The organism is Shewanella sp. HN-41 (assembly GCF_000217915.1).
Classification (GTDB): domain Bacteria; phylum Pseudomonadota; class Gammaproteobacteria; order Enterobacterales; family Shewanellaceae; genus Shewanella.
On record NZ_AFOZ01000030.1, the window covers coordinates 80707 to 102681 of the forward strand.

Below are 21975 nucleotides of genomic sequence, written 5' to 3' on the forward strand. Positions count from 1 at the left end.
AAAAGCCGTTTCCAATGGAAACGGCTTTTAAAAACACCTGTCATTTACCCCACACCAAGGGGGTGGAATTAATTATCCTGTGCGATGGATGCGGGCATATCGTCCCGTAATTGTAACCACATTTTGCCACTGTTAATGCCATAGGTACGCATTAGGGCAGGTACATCGACATAATTTTTTGCCTTTGCTAACACTTCTAATTCTTTATAGAAGTTTAAAGCCAGCAAACGCGCCTCTGGACTACTGAAATAATAGCGCCCCACTCGGCTATATAAACCTTTAAAGCCATTTAGGATCAACACATAGAGTGGATTCCCAGACGAAAATGCTAGGGTGTGATGCAGTAAATAGTCATATTCAGCGAAAGATTCAGCCGTATCTTCTAATTGGTGAATTTTTGCCAACACACCGACCGCTGTTTCAGGGTTGTAACGCAGTGCACCACGAAAATAAATTGCACTGACATTCGTTCTGGCCGAGAGCAGTTGGTCCACCAGCACAGGAAAACCTTCGGGATTGAGATCGGCAATCGTCTCAAGAATATTTAAACCTGAGGTTTCCCAAAAATTGTTCACCCGTGTCGGTTTACCATGTTGAATTTTTAACCAACCATCACGAGCTAGACGCTGTAGCACTTCACGCAAGGTGGTGCGTGTCACACCGATCAACTCAGAAAGCTCACGTTCAGCCGGTAAAATGGACCCTGGTGGGAATTTATTTTCCCAAATTGATCTCACAATATACTTCTCTGCAAAACTTGCAGGTCCTTTGGCATTGATAATCATCAGCCCACTTATCCAGTTGTTGTACGTCGTAATGGTCACTGATCATACCAGAGCGGTAAAAAATGGAAACCATTGACTGAAAATCCCCGCACTGTGTCGGTATAAATGTCACAAAACGCTCAAAAAACAGACTAACCTCAAGACTTATTGAGCAAATTTTGCCGATTAGCTCCGCTTTTTGAAGTATGAGTTCCAGTATCTCATTACATTAGCATTCTCTTTAGGCTAGACTGATTTGCAAACACGGGTAAATACAACATAACACGTGCAAATTTTTCAACATAATAAGTAGAGAGGATGCCATGCCGGTGACAATGAGCCAGGCGTTTATTGGGAACTTCTTAGGGAATTCCCCTAAGTGGTACAAAATCGCAATACTGTCATTTTTAATAATCAACCCAATACTCTTTTTTTATGTCAGCCCCTTTGTGGCTGGTTGGGTATTAGTGCTTGAGTTTATTTTTACCTTAGCCATGGCATTAAAATGCTATCCACTACAACCCGGTGGTCTATTAGCCATAGAAGCCGTTGCTATTGGTATGACCTCGGCCAGTCAAGTTCTGCATGAAATAGAAGCTAACCTCGAAGTATTGCTGTTGCTGGTCTTTATGGTGGCCGGTATTTATTTCATGAAGCAATTGCTGTTATTTGCCTTCACGAAAATGATCACTAAAGTGCGCTCAAAAATTTTAGTGTCCTTGATGTTCTGCCTAGCCTCCGCCTTCTTATCTGCATTCTTAGATGCATTAACGGTTATTGCGGTCATTATTGCAGTCGCGGTGGGGTTCTATGCGATTTATCACAAAGTGGCTTCAGGAAAAGACTTCTCGGCCGATCATGATCATACCTCTGAAGACAAGAACGGCGATGATAATCAACTTGACGAAGCAGAATTAGAGTCATTCCGTGGTTTTCTACGTAACCTATTGATGCATGCGGGGGTGGGAACTGCACTCGGTGGGGTTTGCACTATGGTGGGCGAACCACAGAACTTGATCATTGCTGCCCAAGCAAATTGGCAATTTGGTGAGTTTGCAATACGTATGTCACCCGTGACTGTGCCCGTGCTGATTGCGGGGATCCTGACTTGTTATTTAGTTGAAAAATTCCATATTTTTGGTTATGGAGCCAAACTTCCCGATGCCGTACATAGGATCCTATGTGAATATGCGGCCTACGAAGATGCCCGCCGCACCAACAAAGACAATATCAAGCTAATCATACAAGCGTTAGTGGGGATCTGGTTGATTGCAGGTCTAGCCTTGCATTTAGCATCCGTCGGTTTAATTGGTTTATCTGTCATTATTTTAACCACAGCCTTCAACGGCGTGACCGATGAACACGCGCTCGGAAAAGCCTTCGAAGAAGCATTACCCTTCACTGCGCTTTTGGCGGTATTTTTTGCCGTGGTCGGGGTCATTATTGATCAACAATTATTTGCTCCGGTTATTCAATGGGCACTGAGCTATCAAGGAAATACACAATTAGTTATCTTCTATATCGCCAATGGTTTGTTGTCCATGGTGAGCGATAACGTGTTTGTGGGCACGGTTTACATTAACGAAGTTAAAGCCGCCCTGATTAACGGACAAATTACCCGCGATCAATTCGACCTGTTAGCGGTGGCCATTAACACTGGTACTAACTTGCCTTCGGTGGCGACACCAAACGGTCAAGCAGCGTTCCTATTCTTACTAACCTCAGCCCTCGCCCCGCTCATTCGTTTATCCTATGGCAGAATGGTGTGGATGGCTCTCCCCTACACTATCGTTTTGTCGATAGTCGGTGTGTTAGCGATTGAGACAGGTTTCTTAGAACAGGCAACGCAATACTTCTACGACTCACAGATGATCATGCATCACAGCGCAAAAGAAGTGATTGGGGGTGCCACTGGGCACTAACATTGAGTTGACTGAACTTTCTTAAATGAGTAGAGTCCAAAAAACGCCCCCAGCCTTTGAGGGCGTTTTCGTTACTATGGAGCCCACATCTTTGACAGTACTAACTCGCTTTGCCCATTCCCGAATCTCTTGGTTGGTCCTAGGCGGCACAGCCCTATGCTTAGAGGCGGCTGCACTGTATTTTCAATATGTTATGAAACTCGATCCCTGTGTGATGTGTATCTACCAAAGATTAGCCGTGTTTGGTATTTTTGCGGCTGGGATCATTGGGATCATGGCTCCTCAGTATCTGATCGTGCGCATTTTAGCGGCGCTCGGTTGGGCTGTGAGTGCAACATGGGGACTGAAACTCGCCCTAGCGCTAGTGGATATGCAAAATAACCCTTCACCTTTTTCAACCTGTTCCTTTTTACCAGACTTCCCTGCCTGGATGCCACTTCATGAATGGTTTCCTGCGGTCATGTTGCCAACGGGCATGTGTACCGATGTGCCCTGGCAATTTATGGGGGTAACAATGGCCGAGTGGATGGTTGTGGCATTCAGTGGTTTCCTCGTCGTTTGGCTGCTGTTTATCGTACCAATCCTCAGCGGCTCGACTAAGCCTTCTCTGTATAAATAACTTAAGCTAAGGCAGGTATTACACCTGCCTTTCTACGCTACCGCTGGTAAAGTTTACGGTTTTAATCAGTGAGTTTCCGCCATCTCCTCATCTTTGATATAAGCTAATAGCAAAAGAGCGAAAAAGCGCTACACTGGCTCAATGGAAAGCGTATTACGGAACGCTGCTATGGCGGACAAAAGCTCAACCACTGAATCACAACCCCCCTTGACTCAATGGCAAAACAGCTTGCCCTTTAAATTCAGTCTTATTCAACTCGTTATCGCCAGTATTCTGATTTTTAGTACCGCTTGGGTGATGCTTAGCATTCAAAATCAACAGATCACGGAGCAACAGGCGGTACTGAATCAAAACCATGGCCAAATTGTGATCGCCAAATTACAGGAAATGACCTCTCAGGTTGAAAATCTCGTCAGTGCTATCAGTAATATCGCCATGCTATATCGTTATGATAAGCCACAACTGAGTAAAGCTATACCTGCCTTATTTTCTATTGAAAATCAGAAAGATGTTATTTCTGGCGGTGGAGTTTGGCCAGAGCCAGACAGTTTCAACCAGCAGAAATTTCGCGACAGCCTCTTCTGGTCGCACAATATCCACAATGAATTGATTGCAATAGACACCTATAACGATCAGGCTTTTCCAAGTTACCACACAGAGGAATGGTATCGCCCGACACGCTTTTTCCCTGCAGGAAGAACCTTTTGGTCTAAATCCTACGTCGATCCTACAACCCATGAACCCATGATCACTGCCTCCGGTGCTATGTGGATGGAACATCAGTTTATTGGTGCTGCAACTGTGGATATCAGTTTAGGAAAGCTCGATATCTTACTGCGAAATGCAATGGCGGATGTCGGTGGCTATGTCATCGCCCTCGACCACCAAAATCAAGTGTTAGCCTATCCACACTCTAAGGATCACAACCAACCTCAAACCAATGCGACTCAAACGTTACTCACCTTCGATGCACTAGCCAAATCAACATTAGCCTTTGCACCTGTTGCCTCGGCGCTCGCCAACGCCGATCGCACCTTTGTGGAGCAAGCCATTGCACAGCGCGTGTTTACCCAAGAGCAAATGGACAACCTCACCCGCTTAAGTAAAGATAACGAGCGGGAAATGCTTGCCGCCATAGTGAATAGCAACGCACTAAACCAATTTACGGTACCGAAGCTATTGGCTTCAATTTCCTTAGTAACTGATCCTATTCTGAACACGCCCTCGCTAGTGTCCATTTTCCTCATGCCGAATACCTATTGGAAAATATTAGTCGTCACTCCCATTGCGCCATTACAAGATACTGCGATGCATTTGGTTGAAAAAATAGGCATATATCTGGTTTCTATTCAGTTGCTTGGACTCATTTTACTGTTCTTATTGCAACATAGACTGTTTATTTCACCCATTATGGAGATGGTTCAGGCGCTCAAACGTAACGATCCTGCATCCATTGAAATCAAAGCGAATCAACGCCACGATGAAATTGGCTTATTGGCAAAAACCTTTTTATCACGCACTCAACAACTCGAAGTGGCGATGGCCAGCTTAGATGCCAGCAATCTAGCCTTAGAGCAACAACTACAGAGTCAACAACTCTTTCAACAGGAACTGAATTTCCATAAAGAACAGCTACGAGCTTTACTAAAGTTCTCACCTAATCTGATTTATATCAAAGATTTAAATGGAAAGTATATTCTCGTTAACGATAAATACTGTGAAGTGCTTGGAATTGAGCGCCGACGAATTATTGGTGCATCTGACTTCGATCTGTTCCACAGTCAACTTGCTCTGATTTACCAGCAAAACGATCAAAGGGTCACCCACAGCCGTGACGCTATCAATTTTGAAGAAGTCATCCCCTCCCACCGCGGAGAATTAGTGTATCAGATGACAAAATTTGACATTAAAGATGATGAAGACCATTCGATCGCCGTTGGTGCAATCGGCTTTGATATTGATCTGCGTAAACGCCAAGAACTGGAGATAGAAAAGCTCCTGCAAACTCAGGTCGTCAGCATACAAAAACAGCAAAACAAAACCCAATTAGCCAACGATGAAAATGCTCAGTTACGCCAGCAACTTGCGCTCATCCACCATGAAATAGCACAACAACAGCAACTCAATCTAAGTCGGTTACAAAGCCAAAAATTAATGCAGAACTTTCTTGCCGATATAATGACACAACTGATGCAGGAGCAAGACCATCTACTTGGGCAAATTTGTCAAACTCAAGCCGAGGCGAACCCAGAATATCAAACTCATACCATCGAGTTGATGGCACTCCAAGCCGATAGATTGAGGCATATTTCGCAGTTATTTACCGCCCATCAATCCGATATTAGGCCATTGCATCTTGCCCAATTTATTCGCCATTTACTCGGGTTATTACAAGGGCAACTTATGCGGGCAAATGTCAACGTGAGTCTAACATGCGATGAAAATTTGATTGTCGATGGGAGTTCATGGCAATACCTACAATTCTTTTACCGGCTCATTTGCAACACTTTGAATCATGCATTTAAAGAACACAATCAGTCCCGGGAACTGCACATAAATATCACAAGGCAAGGTAATAAACTTCACGTACAACTCAGCGACAATGGTGTGGGTATGACTGAGTCACAACTCACCCAGTTGAGACAGGAAATGGCGCAGGATCTCTGCCTTGGCACGCTCACCTGCCTAAGCTTATGGGTGAAAAATGATCTTAACGGTGTGCTATCCCTTGAAAGTGAACTCAACAAAGGTACGCAAGTTGTTTGCAGTTGGCCATTATAAATCCCCCGCACACACCCTCTAGATTAAAACTGATTTCATGCCGCAAAAATCATGAAATTACACTTCTGCCACTTCGACTTGATCTAACCAAATTTGAGCTTGCTGACGCTCACTGGTGGAAAACACTTTTACAGGGCAAGGCAAGATCAATGCTAATGCATTGACCATAGTCCCACTATTTGCCGTGTCGGCAATCATCACCACCCGCGAGAAATCGCTTAGATGAAATAGACTCAACCAAGCGTCATCCCATAAGGCGCCCACTGAAATGCCAACAAATTCTGGACTAAACTCATACCATAAACGAATACAGGCGTGATCCTGTAATTTGGCCTCAATAGCGGGGATGAGTTGGGAGTCTATATCTTGGTGGTTCACTCTGCCAGAAACTAAAATGGTCAAAATATCATCGGCATAACCGGGCGATATGGTCAACATATAAGATCCCCTATCAACAGAGAACATGGGAAGCAGATATCAACTAAGCATGGGTCTGTAATTTAGCAATTTCTTGGTCGAATAGATTTTTAATCAAACCTGAAAACTCCGCCACAAATAACATCTGCGCAGGAGTGGCTTTATGATTCGCCACCGAGGCTAAAATTTCCTCTAAGTCGTAGACTATGGCATCCACCTCTCGGATGATCATATTACGCTCGGCAAAAGATAAGGAAGGATTCTGGCCGCACACCATAATAATTTGGGCAGATAATTGCTCTTCAAATAATTCCATCACTGTATCATCGGAAACACTTTGGGTATCTGGCGCTTCAAATAAGCCAAGGTGTTCAGTCAAATACTGGATCAAATGCATGTAACCGTCTTTATCTGTGACCATTTTTTACCCTTAACACACATAAACTTAGTGCCACTAACGGCCCTATCTACAACAAAAATGAAAACATTGACACACTTTACACTCAATCAAGGATTCAATGCATCACGTCAGCCACCACTCACCATACTCTAAATAAGTTAGCTGACGTGTTGATCTATGCCAATCTTATTGAAGTTGCTGAGTTAAGGTTAGTACAAATGACACTGGAACAGCCTGACTAATACTCGATAAACCCGCAATATCACGTAATTTCTCGACACCAGCCACTAAATCAAACTCATTGGCATTGATTATTATCGGCTGAAAACTGCTAACCATCAGTTTATTATCAGATACTTTGGTTAGAATTACCGAAAAAGTTTTCGTTTGCTCTTTGCCATGCAGTGAAATTTTACCATCAAAATCGGCGACTTTGCTTTCACCAACCACTAAGTCCTTAAGCATCTTGCTATCTACCTGTGATGTGAGCTTCAACTCAGGGTAAAGCGAGACTTCAAACAGCAGATTCTGTAATCGTTCATCACGTACTTCAATGCCTGTTGCCACCCCCACTAAGGGAATAGTTAAGTTAAATTGACCGCTATCTGCTAACGTCCCTTTAAGTTGCTTAAAATGATGCACTTCAGCAATATCGCCTTTCTTCACCGAAATGAAATTGACTCTCGAATCCTGCTCTATTACTTGCCATTGTGCGGCACAACTAAAACTGGCCATTGCAGATAAGGCGACAATTCCAATCCATTTGTTCATTGTATTAGTCCTCAGGGTTAAAAAGGATACCGCGGCAGTATTCACCTAGATATCGGGCTAAGATTTTGATCAGTTATCTGTCACCTAGTCCCCAAGCCGCCCTAAGGGATGAGCTTTAGAGAAGTTTAGATATCTATCAGCTAAGCGTCACTAAAGATACCCTTTTTATCCATTAGCGACTAGTAAACTATCGCTTAAGCCCGCACTAACCATTTATCTAAACTGTTGGCGAAAGCTTGCTTATCGGCCTGAGAAAATGCCTCCGGGCCACCTGTATGCACACCAGAACCGCGCAGATCTTCCATAAAATCCCGCATGGTCAGCTTTTGCTTAATATTATCTATGGTATACAACTCACCACGGGGATTGAGTGCCAAAGCCCCTTTCTCAATCACTAATGCCGCGAGGGGAATATCCGCAGTAATCACTAAATGCGTTGTTTCAACATGATCGACAATATATTGATCCGCCACATCAAAACCTGAGCCAACTCGGATTTGGCTAATATAAGGTGATGGCGGTATACGGATCAGCTGATTAGCAACGAGCACCAGCGGCATCGCTTTACGTTCCGCGGCTCTGAAGAGGATTTCTTTAATGGGGTTTGGGCAAGCATCGGCATCGACCCAAATTTTATACTGACTCAAATCGGTCACTCCAATATCATAAACATCACCGCAAGCTGGCGGCATTATGGCGCTAGACGGTCAATATCCCATGTGCCATCACGGCGAGTATAAATAAAGCGATCGTGTAATCTGTGTTCTCCACCTTGCCAAAACTCGATGCTGGAAGGCTTAATCAGGTATCCGCCCCAAAAACTCGGTAGAGGCACATCCCCCTTGGCAAACTTGGCCTTCATCTCCATAAATTTGCCCTCGAGCACTTGTCTAGCACTGAGTTTACTCGACTGCTGTGATACCCAAGCGGCAATTTGGCTCTCCTTAGGGCGCGTCATAAAATACTTTATGACTTCTGCGGTTGAGAGCGGTTGCGCTTCACCGAGCACAGCGACTTGTCGTTCTAAAGGATGCCAAGGAAAATGCAAACTGACTTTATTATTGACGGCAATCTGCTGCGCCTTGCGGCTACCTAAATTAGTGAAAAAAACGAATCCAGTATCATCGAACCGTTTAAGCAATACGATACGCTGAAATGGCTGACCATGCTCATCCACAGTGGCTACACACATCGCCGTTGGATCGCTAAGCTCAGCATCCCTTGCCTGCGTCATCCACAGTTCAAATAGGTCCATTGGGTTTTGCGGTAAATCGGCGCGACGTAAGCCACCTTTTACATATTCACGGCGGATATCACTGAGATCTGTCATAGGATTTCCTTATAAGCACACAGCATAACTGTAATTTTTGACGAGAGTCTAACATGATAATCAAAAAGTTAGCCCTGCGAATAAAATAACACCCCGGCAAAAAAGCCAAGGTAAACACCTTGGCAGGATCCACTCTCACGACGTCCATACCGACAACATCGGCACCACTCTCCTGTAGTTTGACGTCAAGTGGCAGGTGCCAATAACCAAACGCCTTGAAATAACATAAATCATCTGGCTTTTCTGCAATCCTGGTCATACACCCAAAAAGCAAACGCCCCGCATTTACATTAGTTCAGGGCTCAACACTTCAGCCTGTAACTGCTGATAGTGATTAAAACCAATATGATAGCCTTGATCCGTCGTTAATGAACAACGCCCTAAGCATAAATGCCGAGGGGCTCCTTGGGCCTCAAGGGGATGATTAAAACCGATCAAGTCCCAACTCACGGGTGAGAACAGATTTAACAGGCTTCCCAAAACAGTCTGAGGATATTGCGACAAATCAAGATTGGTTTCAAAACTCACATAGGAGCAGGCATAGGCTTGCCCTGCCTGTGGAGTAATATGCAGGGTGATATAATATTCGCCCCAGAGCCCATTCATTGAAAAGCCATAGGGCTCAAATAGATGTACATCAAATGTGAACTGTGGAAATAACGCCTCCAACTTAAGCCAACGGCACATATCCCCTAGGGTTTGCACCTCACCATTGAGGTATTCGGCCAATTCACCCCGGATATGGTACATCAGCAGTTCTATCGTGCTTTCTTCTGTTTGGGCTTTATAGTGTCCCTCCGAGCAGAAAAAATAATGGTGATGCGAATCTAAGTGTCCCATACGAAACGCTTTGCCAGGAATATGCCGACGCAATTGGATAATATCCTCGGCAAAAGTGCTATTTTGCAGGTGGGCGTGGTATTCATTTTTACGCTGGTAGCTTATGAATGCGATGTTAACCACGCCAAAGTGCTCAATAAAATAACAGGCTGCGTTGACTAAGGTGCTGTTACCACAGGTTAATATTAAGATCCTATTCTTCCAGACGAACAGGCTAGATTCACTGAGTAAATAGGCATCACAGTGATCACTTTTAAGACTAGAGAGGATCTCTGCGTTCGCATGTCGCACTAGATCAACCCAAAAGGACAGATCTAATTGACGCAAATTCGCCACCGCTGGGCCGACGGTAATCTCGAGCTTTTTTTCTGAACCTTCAAAAAACATCAACTCTTTGACCCCATGGCCGCCACATCTCCTGTAACTCATTCCTGCGCAATTTTACACGACTCATTGGGCAAGCAAAGCGAAAAGCATAGGTTTATAAAAACAAAAATCAGCCTAAGTCACCCTAGGCTGATTTTTTTAACGTACTAAATTTTAAGAAAAATCTTCTAAGTAAGTATAGCCTTTAAGGCCTACTTGCAACTCTTCTAAAATTTGCGCCCGCTCATCTTCTGCTATGTGCAGGTTCACTAACTCTTCATAGGTGCGCATAAAATCGACCGCATCCAAGTTAACATAGCGCAATACGTCAGCCACTGTATCGCCTGCCAGTACAGATTCAATATTAGTGACGCCGTTCTCTTCGATACGCACGACCGCAGAGTTAGTGTCACCGAAGAGGTTATGCATATCCCCGAGGATCTCTTGGTAGGCTCCCACAAGGAAGAAACCAATCAAATATGGGCTTTCAGCACTCCATGCAGGTACGGGCAGAGTGGTTTCAATGCCTTGACCATCTACGTATTGATCTACAATACCGTCGGAATCACAGGTAATATCCAGCATCACAGCTCGGCGCTCGGGGGCCTTATCTAAACCCGACAACGGCAGTACAGGGAATACTTGATCAATACCCCACGCATCCGGTAATGACTGGAATAGCGAGAAGTTAACGAAGAACTTATCGGCTAACTTTTCGTTGAGCTCATCGATAATCGGTCTGTGGTAGCGGTTTTTAGCGCTCAACAGGCCTTGCACTTCATGGCAAACACGCAGGTTGGCCTGCTCGGCCCATGCACGCTCCGCCAGTGTTAACTGACCTAAAGCAAACAGGGATTGCGCTTCCTGCAAGTCACTTTGACTATCATGGTAAATCTCGATCAAAGCACGCTGATCGGCGCGACCACTGATCTCAGACCATGAGTGCCACATGTTGTGTAATAACTGCGGCGACTCTTCCGCTGGCGGTTGAATATCCTCAGGCTGGTAAGCCTCGGTACCAATCACATCGGTAATAAGCACCGCATGGTGCGCAGTCAAGTAACGACCAGATTCTGAAATAATACGTGGCATTGGCTGTTCGTATTCATTACAGATATCGGTCAATACGTTAACGATATTGTTGGCATACTCGGTCAGGCCATAGTTCATCGAGTTATTACTTTGGCTACGAGTACCATCGTAATCCACAGCTAAACCACCGCCTACATCGAAGCAATTTACACTTGCACCTAGCTCACGTAATTCACAGTAGAAGCGACCCGCTTCACTCACACCTTGGCGAATATCACGGATATTGGCAATTTGCGAACCTAAATGGAAATGCAGTAACTGCAGCGAATCCAACATATCGTGTTGCTTTAACTGTTCGACCACTGTCAAAATCTGGGCCGCAGATAAACCAAACTTAGATTTTTCACCGCCACTGGCCTGCCACTTGCCTTTACCTTGGAAGGCAAGGCGAGCACGTAAGCCCAAACGTGGCTTAACACCCAAACGCTGAGACTCTGCTAGCACCATCTTAAGCTCAGACAGTTTCTCTAAAACGATATAAACCTTATGGCCTAATTTCTCACCAATCAAAGCTAAGCGAATATATTCGTTGTCTTTATAGCCATTACAAACGATAACCGAGCTGGCTTTTTGCGCCATCGCAAGCACGGCCATCAACTCTGGCTTACTGCCCGCTTCAAGGCCTAACTGTGGCACTTCCTTTGATGCTTGACTCGCAAGGATCTCTTCCACCACGGTTTGTTGTTGGTTTACTTTAATGGGGTAAACCAGCAAATAGTCCGCCTGATACTCATACTTTTGTATCGCTTGGTCAAATGCTTGGCACAGGCTGTTGACTCTGTGGTGCAGGATCTGCGGAAAACGCACTAGCACAGGTAAAGCGACCCCCGCTTTAACCATATCTTTGGCGAGCTCATTTAAACCAATCTTGTAATCAGGATTTTTAGGATCCGGTGACACTGTCACCTCACCTTGGTCGCTGATCCCATAAAAACCTTGGCTCCAGTGAGTAACATTGTACCCAGCACGAGCATCATCAATAGACCAATCATTCATTTTTATTTAGCCCGTCTATTAAAAAATGGGTTGGACGACCATTTGCTTGTTACAAGGCCGCCCGTTCGACAAACCCAGGCAAAGGGATACCTTACCTGACATACATTAAAGGTGAACATCACCTTTTATTGGTGCAGCAAAATCACGCAAGTTTAGGTGACATTGATGCTATTTTCATTAATGCCGCAGGGAGTCTCCAATGCCGCATTATTGGGTATTCAATTATAGGGAACACCAATCATGTATTCCTTTTTTGCCAATCGAGTTCTACCGACCAGCAGAGTGTTTACCATACCCCTAGCCATGGCTAAAAAACACTCAAAAAGCCGAAGTTACAGTGAGAATCACACTTTAGCGGTTTAAGCCCAAACGGCCGCAATCCCACTATAAAGAGTGCAAACAACACCAAAACAAATAACACTAGGGAACAACATCACACATTAAGTGGTGCAGCTTGAGCTTATCCACCTAATAAAAGACAAGTTTATATAAACTGGGGACTGTTGGCTTCTTCACGGCCAGAGTTGATGCGGATTAACGTGAGATGCTTAAGACCGGTATCATCGTAGGGTACGACAATAGCATGCTGGCATTGTGACGCTTTAAGGCAAAGTGCAAAAAATGGATGCTTGTGCATTAGCTAAAAAAACCCTCTTAACCCCATGTAACAGCTATAGATTGTTTGCTACACGGTTAATGACCAGTGAACCATAAAACCTTTACTACTCACGTAATATTTGTCTATCTACAACGAGCTAACTCGTTAAACGGCGCAATTAAACCGCGCAATGTCACAGAATGCAAGCAAGAATCTCATTTAATATTTTACGTTAAAATATAATAAACACCTGCGTAACAAACATTGACCATTACTACTATTTTTACTCATAAAAATAAGAGACTTAGCTATAGATAGCTAATTAACTCCGTTCAATATTTTTTAATAGCTTTAGCACAAAAATTGACAATACTAATGGAGGATAGCCTTGCATCTGCCGCTGATGGATTTCTATCACTACACGCCGCTTTGATATTTGTCATCAATACAGCATCTCACTTTAGCCCCCTGCTGACCCACAATGATGAATCCCAGTGGCAATAAAGCTGCTGTTTCAATACTAAAGCAGTTATAATCGCCGCTGAATCACATCCATATGCACAGAGAAATCCATGGTACAGATAGGTAAAACCTGCAAACTTGAGGTTGTAAAACAAGTCAGTTTTGGCGTATATCTCGACGCGCACGAACTAGGGCAAGTATTGCTGCCAAATAAAGTCACCCCAAAGGACTGCCAAGTCGGTGATTGGCTTGAGGTGTTTCTGTACCTAGATTCTGAAGATATAGTGATTGCCACCACCCGCCGTCCCCTTGCTCAGGTGGGAGAGTTTGCCTATTTAAAAGCGGTATCCACTGGGCCTTATGGCGCCTTTTTAGACTGGGGCTTAGATAAGGATCTCTTGCTACCCTTCGGTGAGCAGCATAAGCCGATCGAAGAGGGCCGCTCCTATTTAGTCTATGTGCATGCCAACCGTGCCGATGAGCGGATTGTCGCTTCATCTAAAATCGATAAATTCCTCGACAAGACTGAACCTAACTATCAGGTTGGCGAGCAAGTGGACTTATACATCGGCGGCACTACAGACTTAGGTTACAAGGCCATTATCAATCATGCCCACTGGGGGGTAATTTACCAGAATGAAGTCTTCCAAAAGTTGCGTTTTGGCCAAAGACTCAAAGGCTTTATTAAACAAGTGCGCCGTGATGGCAAAATCGATCTAGTGCTGCAACAGGGCAGTAAGCAAGAGTTAGATAAACACGCCCACATTATCTTGAGTAAACTCAAACTGGCTGGCGGTTTTTTAGCCTTGACCGATAAAACCGACGCAGAAATCATCTACGATCAGCTAGGAATGAGTAAAAAAGCCTTTAAAAAAGCCATAGGTGGCCTCTTTAAAAATGGCCAACTGAGCATAGATAATGATGGATTGCGTTTAACTGCAACCGCAGAATAATCAACTCTATTCAATACTTAGCTTTAAAATTGTACAGTTTACCGCCACTAAGACGGAGTTTAACTGACAACGTCTAGGATATTAAGCATGGCTCTGTTATAAACAAAGCCATGCTTTTTTCTTTGGAGCTTATATGGAACTCACGTTACACGAAGCCAGAGTCATCGGATGCCTGCTGGAAAAAGAAATCACTACTCCCGAGCAATATCCACTCTCGCTAAATGCATTGACCTTAGCCTGTAATCAAAAAACCAGCCGCGAGCCTGTGCTGGATCTGAGCGAAACCCAAGTCCAAGATGCCCTCGACTCCCTGAATAAAAAACGTTTAATCAGCGAACAATCGGGCTTTGGTAGCCGTGTGGTCAAGTATAAGCACAGGTTCTGCAACACCGAATTCAGTGAGTTACAATTATCCCCTGCCGCCGTTGCTATCGTCTGTTTACTCCTCCTTCGCGGCCCGCAAACCCCCGGAGAACTGCGCACCCGCAGTAATAGACTCCATGAATTTAGGGATGTCACAGACGTTGAGGATTGCATCAAGCAACTCATGAGCCGTGACAAACCTATTTTAAAACAGTTACCAAGGGAGCCAGGCCGCAGAGAGTGTCGCTATATTGAGTTATTTTCCGAGGCATCCGCCCAGACGCTGGGGTCAGATGCACCTATGGCGACAACGGCCCTTGAACAAGTTACAGATGCAGAACTCATAGCCAGAGTGGCGCAATTAGAGCAGCAAGTCGCTGCCCTGACCGAGAAACTCGATGAGCTACTCGCATCGCTCAGTTAGGGCTTGCATGTAATAACGACCTTAGGTTGTGAGTTGCAGCATCCTTAGCTTACTCATCTACCAATCGGATAAAACCTGTTCGAACTTTCAATCATAGAGACAGCGAATGACACATAACCCACCCAGTACATTCAATAACATGTTTATCATCGCTGTCTTTGAACTGCGAAAATTTTTCTTGAATACCCGAGGCATTATTGCACTGATTGCCTTTGCGCTGGTATGGGGGATTTTGTTGCTCTACCCCATTCAAGGTGCATCGGCGATGTTGATGCAACCGAATATCAAAGACTTAATCGATGGCCTATTTGGCGCAAAGACCCTTAATGTCTTATTTGAATGGCCAGTGGCAGAAATGGCAGTATTTTGGTGTTTTGCGCTGTACCTATTCCCGATGTTTAGTATTTTGATCGCCGCCGATCAGTTTTCATCGGACAAAACCCGTGGCACGCTGCGTTTCTACACCATTCGAACCAGCCGTGACAGCCTATTATTCGGCCGCTTTCTCGGGCAAATATTGATCCAAAGCCTTTTGATTTTACTGACGATTATGGCCACCATCGCCCTCGCACTTTACAGAGATAGCCAGTTATTTTTACAGGCAATAAGCTCTGGAGCCTTGGTGGGTTTAAATTTACTCATCGTTATCTTGCCCTTTACCGCCCTGATGAGCCTATTATCTTTATATGCCCGCACCGCACGCCAGGCGATGGTATTGGCAACGATCCTGTGGACATTAGTATCACTCGCTATATTACTCCTGAGTCATCAATCGAGCCTGTTAGCAGAACTCCAATGGCTACTCCCTGGTGCACAGCTCTCAAATATGATCAACACCAATGGACTTAATAGCTTAGCTTACGCACCTATTCCCTTACTACAAACCGCATTCGCCCTCTTCCTTGGCCGCGTTTATATCCAAAGGAGTCAACTATGATCCTCGTTCAATGCCAAGGGCTGTCAAAAAACTATGGCAGTAAAAAAGCCCTAAATAATATTAACTTAACCCTAGAGGCTGGCGCACCCATCGCATTGGTAGGTCCCAATGGTGCGGGTAAAACTACCCTTTTTAGCCTGCTATGTGGCTATTTATCACCTAGCGAAGGCAGGATTAGCTTGCTAGGTGAAGCCCCGAACAGCCCTAAACTCTTAGGCAAAGTAGCGGCGCTACCACAGGATGCAACCCTAGATCCTAACTTAACCATTGCCAGCCAACTGGCTCTGTTTGCTCGTCTGCAGGGAATGAATGCCAAATTAGCCGCAGAAGAAGCCTTACGGGTTCTGAGCTTAGTGGATTTAGTCGATATCGCTCAGCAAAAGCCACCGAGTTTAAGTCACGGCATGGGCAAACGTGTCGCCATAGCCCAAGCCTTGATTGGTTCACCGACACTCGTCCTGCTGGATGAACCTACCGCAGGGCTCGACCCCGCCAATGCCAAAAAAGTACGTGAGCTGGTGAAAACCCTTTCCCCCACAACGACGTTTATGATCAGCTCCCATAATTTGGACGAACTCGAAAAACTCTGTGATCAAGTGCTGTACCTAGATAAGGGTGAGCTAAGCCAATCCGTCTCCATGCACGCCAACACCGACAGTGACTATCTCACCTTGACCATGCAACACTGTGATAGTGAAAAATTACTGCAGGAAGTGGCAAAGCTTAACGGTGTCATCAATGTTAGCACTAAGCAAAGCAATAGCTTTGTTATCCAACTTGCACCGAATGAAGATAAGATAGCTGAACAATCTGCTATCGATCACTATCAGTTTGAGATGAAACTACTTTCCCTCTTTAACCATCACCATTGGCAATACAAGATGCTGATGAAGGGGCGTACATTAGAAGAAACCTTGTTCTCCTAAAGATAACCCATTGCGCCCGCAAGGGCGCTTTTCCACTGATGATGACCCAGTTGCGTATTTACATATCGATGGCTCAACGTCATCCAGCAAGCCCTATCCTAAGAAGAGCCAATAAATAAGCTCGTTGCGCAATAGACAGCCACCAATAATCAATAAAGCAGCGGTTAAGTCGCTAAAGGGAGCGAACGCTTTCAATCTACAGCAGGGCTTGTTATAACTCCCAGTCCCTTGCTCATTCGCTGAATTCAGAGGTATCAATGAACAAAGCACAACTCATTCAACGTATTGCCGTATCACTCAATCAATCTCAAGCCAGCACTAAGCCTGTAGTCGAGCACATCCTACAACAAATCCATATTGCCTTGAGCGAAGGAGAAAAGATCTTTCTACCCCAATTTGGCACCTTTGAGTTGCGTTACCATTTACCTAAATCTGGCCGTAATCCGCAGACGGGTGAAACCATGGAGATAGCAGGCTTTAATCAGCCGAGTTTTAAGGCAGCGACGGCGCTAAAACAAGCGATTAATGATTAGAATAACTCAAGGGTTTTGAACAAAGCCTCGTTAAACTATGGGGCTTTTTATGTGGGCTGGCCGGCATTAATGACAAGGTATGCACAGCCTGAGTGCTTAAGCTTTACCAATATCGATAGCGTTAAAACCCAGATGCAAAAAAGCCCCGACTAATGTCGAGGCTTATTTACTATTCACTAAGAATAATGGTACCCGAGGCCAGACTTGAACTGGCACGCTGTTACCAGCGAGGGATTTTAAATCCCTTGTGTCTACCGATTCCACCACTCGGGCAAACTCTGTATATCGCAAGCTTTGCTGTTGATATTTAACTCTTTGCTTCGACTTTATACTTAAGTTTAAAATGCTTAGTTTTAAAAACTTAAGTTTCGAAGTTTAACGCTTCAGCTCGCTTTGAGCTGTGACCATTATAATAATGGTACCCGAGGCCAGACTTGAACTGGCACGCTGTTACCAGCGAGGGATTTTAAATCCCTTGTGTCTACCGATTCCACCACTCGGGCAAACTCTTTATGTTAACGACGGGAATCGTGTCATTAGCATGTTATTTATGGAGGCGCGACCCGGAGTCGAACCGAGATCGACGGATTTGCAATCCGCAGCATAGCCATTCTGCCATCGCGCCATTTTCCAACCTATTAAGATTGGAGCGACATATCGGGTTCGAACCGATGACCTATACCTTGGCAAGGTATCGCTCTACCAACTGAGCTAATGTCGCTTTTCGATTTCGCATTGACTCAGATAAACAAGGTATCGTACTTCACCTTATCAACCGAGCTAATGTCGCATCATGTAGAGTTAAGATTTTGTTTTCACTTCGTCTCTCGTCTACGGGGTGGCATTCTACCTATTTGCCATGCTGTGTCAACCGCTGTTTTATCGATAACTTACTGCTTGCGCACTAAATAATCTCTTTGATTTTTTATTGTGCTATTCAGCCGTCAGATCTTTCCAAGCGGCTAAAATGTAACTCATCATTGACCAGAAGGTTAATACTGCAGCGATATATAAGAGTACAAATGCGGCTTGGATCATCAGGGGATTGTATTGCCAAATCAGGCCAATAATCGCCACCATCTGCGCCGCAGTCTTATATTTACCGATCCAAGATACGGCAACCGTACCGCGCTTACCTAATTCTGCCATCCACTCACGCAGGGCTGAAATCACAATTTCGCGACCAATCATAAAGAGGGCTGGCAGAGTAAGCCAAATATTTGCGTATTGTTCGACCAATAAAACTAATGCCGTGATCACCATAAGCTTGTCGGCAACGGGATCGAGAAATGCGCCAAAACGGGTTAATTGTTTCAGTTTACGGGCAGCATAACCGTCTAATGCATCCGTTAACGCCGCCAGCCAGAACACAAATGCGGCAACAAAAGGGGTCCAACTATAGGGTAAATAAAACAGCACCACGAAAATGGGCAGTAAAAAAAGCCTGAAAAGAGTTAATGCTATGGGTAAGTTAAACGGCATGATCAAACCAGTTAGTCAAAAGCAGCGCCAATCTTGCCTTAATTTTATCACCCTCGCAATGCATCATGAATGGTTTGTGCCATTTCTATGCTAATCCCTGGCACTTTGGCCAATTCAGCGACACTTGCCCCTTTAACTTCTTGTAAACCGCCCAAATGCTGTAGCAGCGCCTTACGGCGTTTAGGCCCAATGCCAGCAATAGCTTCGAGTGTTGAAGTATTGCGGGTTTTCTGGCGACGGTTGCGATGCCCCGTAATCGCAAAGCGATGGGATTCATCTCGAATATGCTGGATAAGGTGCAATGCGGGTGAGTCGCCCTCGAGGGAAAAATGGGTTTCAGTATCCCCTAAAATCAAGGTTTCAAGCCCAGGTTTACGCCCTTCACCCTTTGCAACCCCAACCAACTGCGGCGCTTTATCTAAATGGGTAAACTTTTCATCGACGACCTTCTGGGCGATACGCAATTGCCCTAAACCGCCATCGATAAACAAAATATCAGGGATTTTACCGCCCGCCTCAATCTTATCGAAACGGCGGCTAATGGCTTGTTTCATCGCGGCATAATCATCACCCGGGGTGATACCCTCGATATTAAAGCGCCGATACTCACCTTTATGCGGCCCTTCTCGATTGAACACCACGCAGGAGGCAACGGTACTTTCCCCCATGGTATGGCTGATATCGAAACATTCCATCCGCTGGATAGGTGTATTCAATTCTAAAATTTCTTCTAATAGTACAAAGCGTTGCTCGACAGTGTTCTTATGGGATAAACGTGTGATGACGGCATTAGTGGCATTGGTCACAGCTAGGCGTAAAAAACTGGCTCTATCGGCGCGCACATTGGTCTTTATGGAAAACTTTTTATCCAGCGCCGTAGATACCGCCGCTTCCAGCTCGTGTAATTCTTCAAAGTTATGGCTGATGACCACTTCCTTTGGAATGGTGCGCTGTATATCTGCATTTAAGTAAAACTGCAAAATAAAGGAGCGCAGCACTTCATCCATATCCGTTTCGGCCGGCACAGAAGGATAATAACTACGACTACCAAAGATTTTACCCTCGCGGATAAATAACAAATGGAAACAAGCGATACCCGATGCATAGTGCACACCAATCACATCCATATCGCCTTTATTGTTCGATACTTCCTGTTGCTCGGCGACCTTACGCAGCGCCATAATTTGATCACGAAAGCGTGCCGCCTGCTCATATTCCTGCTGCTCGGCCGCTTGTTCCATCTTAACCACTAAGGCGCTGATCACTTGTTGATCTTTGCCCTTTAAAAACAGGCTAGCGAGTTTCACTTGCTCATCATAGTCGGCATTGCTGACTTTACCCACACAGGGCGCGCTGCAACGGGAAAGCTGATACTGCAAACAGGGCCGTGAGCGGGATTTGTAATAAAGGTCGTCGCATTGGCGAATTGGAAAGAGTTTCTGCATTAGGTGCAGGCTTTCACGCACCGCACCGCCATTAGGATAAGGGCCAAAATATTGGCCTTTTTCCCGCTGCGGACCACGATGATAGGCAAGTCTAGGGTGTTCGTGTTGGCTTAATAATATGTAAGGGTAAGATTTATCATCACGCAATAACACATTGTATTTAGGCATGTATTGCTTGATGTAATCATTTTCAAGCAGCAGCGCATCGGTTTCACTGTGGGTCAGTGTCACATCAATATGGTGAATATGTGAGACTAAGGCCTGGGTCTTGATATTGCCTAAATTCTTGCGAAAATACGACGAAAGCCGTTTTTTAAGATCCTTGGCTTTCCCCACATAAATGACGTCACCCTTGACGTCATACATGCGATAAACCCCGGCAGAAGATGAAACCGTGCGTAGAAAACTTTGGGCGTTAAAAACACTCGACATTATTCACACCCACGACTTTCAATAGGCAAACAACATATCAACATCAAAGACAAACATACCCTAGGATTAAAAATGACCCGCATCCAACATTTTGTAGCGAATGGCTAGACGTGTCAGCTCAACGTCACCACTGATCCCAAGCTTAGCAAATAAACGGTAGCGATAGCTGTTAACCGTTTTAGGGCTGAGGTTGAGCTGCTCAGAAATATCATTCACTTTCTCACCATTAGTGATCATCAGCATGATCTGCAGCTCACGTTCAGATAATGCCTTAAATGGATTTTCATCGGCGGGATTAAACTGGCTCAGCGCCATTTGCTGGGCAATTTCAGGGGATAAATAACGTTGCCCACGGGAAACCTGACGTATCGCTTGCAATACCTCTGGCGGTGTTGCTCCCTTAGTTAAATAACCCGAAGCTCCTGCCTGCATCACCTTACTTGGGAATGGATCTTCGGTGTGAACAGTCAGCACAATAATTCTTGCATGGGGTTGATAACGTAAAATTTTACGTGTGGCTTCCAACCCACCCATTCCGGGCATATTCATATCCATCAAGATCACATCGGCTTCGTTTTGGCGAGCCCACTGCACCGCAGTCTCACCATCAGGGGCTTCCCCCACCACTTTGAGCCCACGCTCATCTTCCAAGATACGGCGGATCCCAGTTCGCACAAGCTCATGATCGTCAACTAAATATATCGATATCAACTTAATCCACCTTTTATCTTTCCCGCCAGAGCCGCTAACTATAAAAGCAACACAGCAAACGGATTACGAGTCTATAGGGCTAATTTAGCCCAACAACCCCGTTTCGCAAAGCATAAAATGAATATTGTTAACTAGATGATATTTAAAGGAACGATTACAGAATGCCTCTCTAATAAAAAGCGTTTAAAAAGGAAGCAATATACAGAGCCCAATCCCACAGCAGCATTTATGATAACGATTCGACAGAGCCCTACGAAGCTAACCGCTCGTAGAATTGGTGGAATAATAACAGGAACCCAAAGGCTCAGGTTATATAAACAAAAAAGCCATCATTGCTGATGGCTTTCCGTGAAATATGACGGAGGAGCGGTTATTCGAATGAGGAACCAAGGGTTCAAATGGCTTAAATGC

Annotated in this window: 20 protein-coding genes and 4 tRNA genes; 8 read left to right on the forward strand and 16 right to left on the reverse strand. The window is 44.9% G+C overall.

What is annotated here, in order from left to right; genetic code table 11:
• Nucleotides 1-68 precede the first annotated feature (68 nt).
• Nucleotides 69-785, reverse strand: a complete 717-nt coding sequence (fadR, locus tag SOHN41_RS11580) for a fatty acid metabolism transcriptional regulator FadR (protein ID WP_007649088.1) — start codon at nt 783-785, stop codon at nt 69-71.
• Between the two features lie 302 nt (nt 786-1087).
• Here fadR and nhaB point away from each other — a divergent pair, with 302 nt between their 5' ends.
• The 3 genes from nhaB (at nt 1088) to SOHN41_RS11595 (ending at nt 6086) form a co-directional block, all read left to right on the forward strand.
• Nucleotides 1088-2686 carry a sodium/proton antiporter NhaB gene (nhaB, locus tag SOHN41_RS11585; RefSeq protein ID WP_007649089.1) on the forward strand — a complete coding sequence of 533 codons (1599 nt, stop codon included), beginning with the start codon at nt 1088-1090 and terminating at the stop codon, nt 2684-2686.
• A gap of 91 nt (nt 2687-2777) precedes the next feature.
• Nucleotides 2778-3305 carry a disulfide bond formation protein DsbB gene (gene dsbB / locus SOHN41_RS11590; RefSeq protein WP_007649090.1) on the forward strand — a complete coding sequence of 176 codons (528 nt, stop codon included), beginning with the start codon at nt 2778-2780 and terminating at the stop codon, nt 3303-3305.
• Nucleotides 3306-3473: 168 nt separating this feature from the next.
• Nucleotides 3474-6086: a PAS domain-containing protein gene (locus SOHN41_RS11595; RefSeq protein ID WP_007649091.1), complete on the forward strand. Its 2613-nt coding sequence runs from the start codon at nt 3474-3476 to the stop codon at nt 6084-6086.
• Nucleotides 6087-6143: 57 nt separating this feature from the next.
• Here the strand turns inward: SOHN41_RS11595 and SOHN41_RS11600 are convergent, their stop codons facing one another.
• From SOHN41_RS11600 to SOHN41_RS11640, 8 genes are all read right to left on the reverse strand, one after another.
• Complete coding sequence (locus SOHN41_RS11600) at nt 6144-6524, reverse strand: STAS/SEC14 domain-containing protein (protein WP_007649092.1); 381 nt, start codon at nt 6522-6524, stop codon at nt 6144-6146.
• Nucleotides 6525-6567: 43 nt separating this feature from the next.
• A complete protein-coding gene (locus tag SOHN41_RS11605; RefSeq protein WP_007649093.1) occupies nt 6568-6924 on the reverse strand; it encodes a DUF3802 family protein in 357 nt (118 codons plus the stop codon).
• 165 nt (nt 6925-7089) lie between these two features.
• Nucleotides 7090-7674: a YceI family protein gene (locus SOHN41_RS11610; RefSeq protein ID WP_007649094.1), complete on the reverse strand. Its 585-nt coding sequence runs from the start codon at nt 7672-7674 to the stop codon at nt 7090-7092.
• A 194-nt stretch (nt 7675-7868) separates the two neighbouring features.
• A complete protein-coding gene (locus SOHN41_RS11615; RefSeq protein WP_037458947.1) occupies nt 7869-8321 on the reverse strand; it encodes a YaiI/YqxD family protein in 453 nt (150 codons plus the stop codon).
• A gap of 44 nt (nt 8322-8365) precedes the next feature.
• Nucleotides 8366-9004: a pyridoxamine 5'-phosphate oxidase gene (gene pdxH / locus SOHN41_RS11620; protein ID WP_007649099.1), complete on the reverse strand. Its 639-nt coding sequence runs from the start codon at nt 9002-9004 to the stop codon at nt 8366-8368.
• 285 nt (nt 9005-9289) lie between these two features.
• A complete protein-coding gene (locus SOHN41_RS11630) occupies nt 9290-10231 on the reverse strand; it encodes an adenosylmethionine decarboxylase (protein ID WP_007649100.1) in 942 nt (313 codons plus the stop codon).
• A gap of 153 nt (nt 10232-10384) precedes the next feature.
• Nucleotides 10385-12298, reverse strand: coding sequence for a biosynthetic arginine decarboxylase (gene speA / locus SOHN41_RS11635; RefSeq protein WP_007649102.1), 1914 nt, complete (start codon nt 12296-12298; stop codon nt 10385-10387).
• Between the two features lie 484 nt (nt 12299-12782).
• Entirely contained in the window at nt 12783-12935 is a 153-nt protein-coding gene (locus SOHN41_RS11640; protein WP_007649104.1) for a hypothetical protein, read from the reverse strand.
• Between the two features lie 533 nt (nt 12936-13468).
• On the opposite strand from SOHN41_RS11640, the gene SOHN41_RS11645 reads away from it, so the two are divergent.
• From SOHN41_RS11645 to SOHN41_RS11665, 5 genes are all read left to right on the forward strand, one after another.
• A complete protein-coding gene (locus SOHN41_RS11645) occupies nt 13469-14311 on the forward strand; it encodes a CvfB family protein (RefSeq protein WP_007649107.1) in 843 nt (280 codons plus the stop codon).
• Between the two features lie 133 nt (nt 14312-14444).
• Entirely contained in the window at nt 14445-15098 is a 654-nt protein-coding gene (locus SOHN41_RS11650; protein ID WP_007649109.1) for a YceH family protein, read from the forward strand.
• 106 nt (nt 15099-15204) lie between these two features.
• Entirely contained in the window at nt 15205-16035 is an 831-nt protein-coding gene (locus SOHN41_RS11655) for an ABC transporter permease subunit (protein ID WP_037458938.1), read from the forward strand.
• Entirely contained in the window at nt 16032-16961 is a 930-nt protein-coding gene (locus SOHN41_RS11660; RefSeq protein ID WP_007649116.1) for an ABC transporter ATP-binding protein, read from the forward strand. The genes SOHN41_RS11655 and SOHN41_RS11660 overlap by 4 nt, the downstream gene beginning before the upstream one ends.
• 257 nt (nt 16962-17218) lie before the next feature.
• Entirely contained in the window at nt 17219-17494 is a 276-nt protein-coding gene (locus SOHN41_RS11665; protein ID WP_007649118.1) for an HU family DNA-binding protein, read from the forward strand.
• A gap of 186 nt (nt 17495-17680) precedes the next feature.
• Here SOHN41_RS11665 and SOHN41_RS11670 read toward each other — a convergent pair.
• The 7 genes from SOHN41_RS11670 to uvrY all read right to left on the reverse strand — a co-directional run bounded on the left by SOHN41_RS11670 (nt 17681) and on the right by uvrY (nt 21564).
• Nucleotides 17681-17767: transfer RNA gene (locus tag SOHN41_RS11670), tRNA-Leu, on the reverse strand.
• Between the two features lie 143 nt (nt 17768-17910).
• Nucleotides 17911-17997 (reverse strand) — tRNA-Leu (locus tag SOHN41_RS11675).
• 48 nt (nt 17998-18045) lie between these two features.
• Nucleotides 18046-18119, reverse strand: a tRNA-Cys gene (locus SOHN41_RS11680).
• Between the two features lie 20 nt (nt 18120-18139).
• Nucleotides 18140-18215: transfer RNA gene (locus tag SOHN41_RS11685), tRNA-Gly, on the reverse strand.
• A gap of 212 nt (nt 18216-18427) precedes the next feature.
• Nucleotides 18428-18976, reverse strand: a complete 549-nt coding sequence (pgsA, locus tag SOHN41_RS11690; protein WP_007649129.1) for a CDP-diacylglycerol--glycerol-3-phosphate 3-phosphatidyltransferase — start codon at nt 18974-18976, stop codon at nt 18428-18430.
• A 47-nt stretch (nt 18977-19023) separates the two neighbouring features.
• Entirely contained in the window at nt 19024-20853 is a 1830-nt protein-coding gene (gene uvrC / locus SOHN41_RS11695; protein WP_007649130.1) for an excinuclease ABC subunit UvrC, read from the reverse strand.
• Between the two features lie 66 nt (nt 20854-20919).
• Nucleotides 20920-21564: a UvrY/SirA/GacA family response regulator transcription factor gene (uvrY, locus tag SOHN41_RS11700; protein ID WP_007649131.1), complete on the reverse strand. Its 645-nt coding sequence runs from the start codon at nt 21562-21564 to the stop codon at nt 20920-20922.
• Nucleotides 21565-21975: the final 411 nt, after the last annotated feature.

What these genes read in the sequence shown, in the direction of transcription:
- SOHN41_RS11605 (WP_007649093.1), bottom strand. Translation starts at nt 6,924, where the DNA reads ATGGTCACAGATAAAGACGGTTACATGCATTTGATCCAGTATTTGACT.
- uvrC (WP_007649130.1), bottom strand. Translation starts at nt 20,853, where the DNA reads ATGTCGAGTGTTTTTAACGCCCAAAGTTTTCTACGCACGGTTTCATCT.
- fadR (WP_007649088.1), bottom strand. Translation starts at nt 785, where the DNA reads ATGATTATCAATGCCAAAGGACCTGCAAGTTTTGCAGAGAAGTATATT.
- SOHN41_RS11630 (WP_007649100.1), bottom strand. Translation starts at nt 10,231, where the DNA reads ATGTTTTTTGAAGGTTCAGAAAAAAAGCTCGAGATTACCGTCGGCCCA.
- SOHN41_RS11665 (WP_007649118.1), top strand. Translation starts at nt 17,219, where the DNA reads ATGAACAAAGCACAACTCATTCAACGTATTGCCGTATCACTCAATCAA.
- nhaB (WP_007649089.1), top strand. Translation starts at nt 1,088, where the DNA reads ATGCCGGTGACAATGAGCCAGGCGTTTATTGGGAACTTCTTAGGGAAT.
- SOHN41_RS11595 (WP_007649091.1), top strand. Translation starts at nt 3,474, where the DNA reads ATGGCGGACAAAAGCTCAACCACTGAATCACAACCCCCCTTGACTCAA.
- SOHN41_RS11655 (WP_037458938.1), top strand. Translation starts at nt 15,205, where the DNA reads ATGACACATAACCCACCCAGTACATTCAATAACATGTTTATCATCGCT.
- SOHN41_RS11610 (WP_007649094.1), bottom strand. Translation starts at nt 7,674, where the DNA reads ATGAACAAATGGATTGGAATTGTCGCCTTATCTGCAATGGCCAGTTTT.
- SOHN41_RS11645 (WP_007649107.1), top strand. Translation starts at nt 13,469, where the DNA reads ATGGTACAGATAGGTAAAACCTGCAAACTTGAGGTTGTAAAACAAGTC.
- SOHN41_RS11650 (WP_007649109.1), top strand. Translation starts at nt 14,445, where the DNA reads ATGGAACTCACGTTACACGAAGCCAGAGTCATCGGATGCCTGCTGGAA.
- SOHN41_RS11640 (WP_007649104.1), bottom strand. Translation starts at nt 12,935, where the DNA reads ATGCACAAGCATCCATTTTTTGCACTTTGCCTTAAAGCGTCACAATGC.
- pgsA (WP_007649129.1), bottom strand. Translation starts at nt 18,976, where the DNA reads ATGCCGTTTAACTTACCCATAGCATTAACTCTTTTCAGGCTTTTTTTA.
- SOHN41_RS11660 (WP_007649116.1), top strand. Translation starts at nt 16,032, where the DNA reads ATGATCCTCGTTCAATGCCAAGGGCTGTCAAAAAACTATGGCAGTAAA.
- pdxH (WP_007649099.1), bottom strand. Translation starts at nt 9,004, where the DNA reads ATGACAGATCTCAGTGATATCCGCCGTGAATATGTAAAAGGTGGCTTA.
- speA (WP_007649102.1), bottom strand. Translation starts at nt 12,298, where the DNA reads ATGAATGATTGGTCTATTGATGATGCTCGTGCTGGGTACAATGTTACT.
- SOHN41_RS11600 (WP_007649092.1), bottom strand. Translation starts at nt 6,524, where the DNA reads ATGTTGACCATATCGCCCGGTTATGCCGATGATATTTTGACCATTTTA.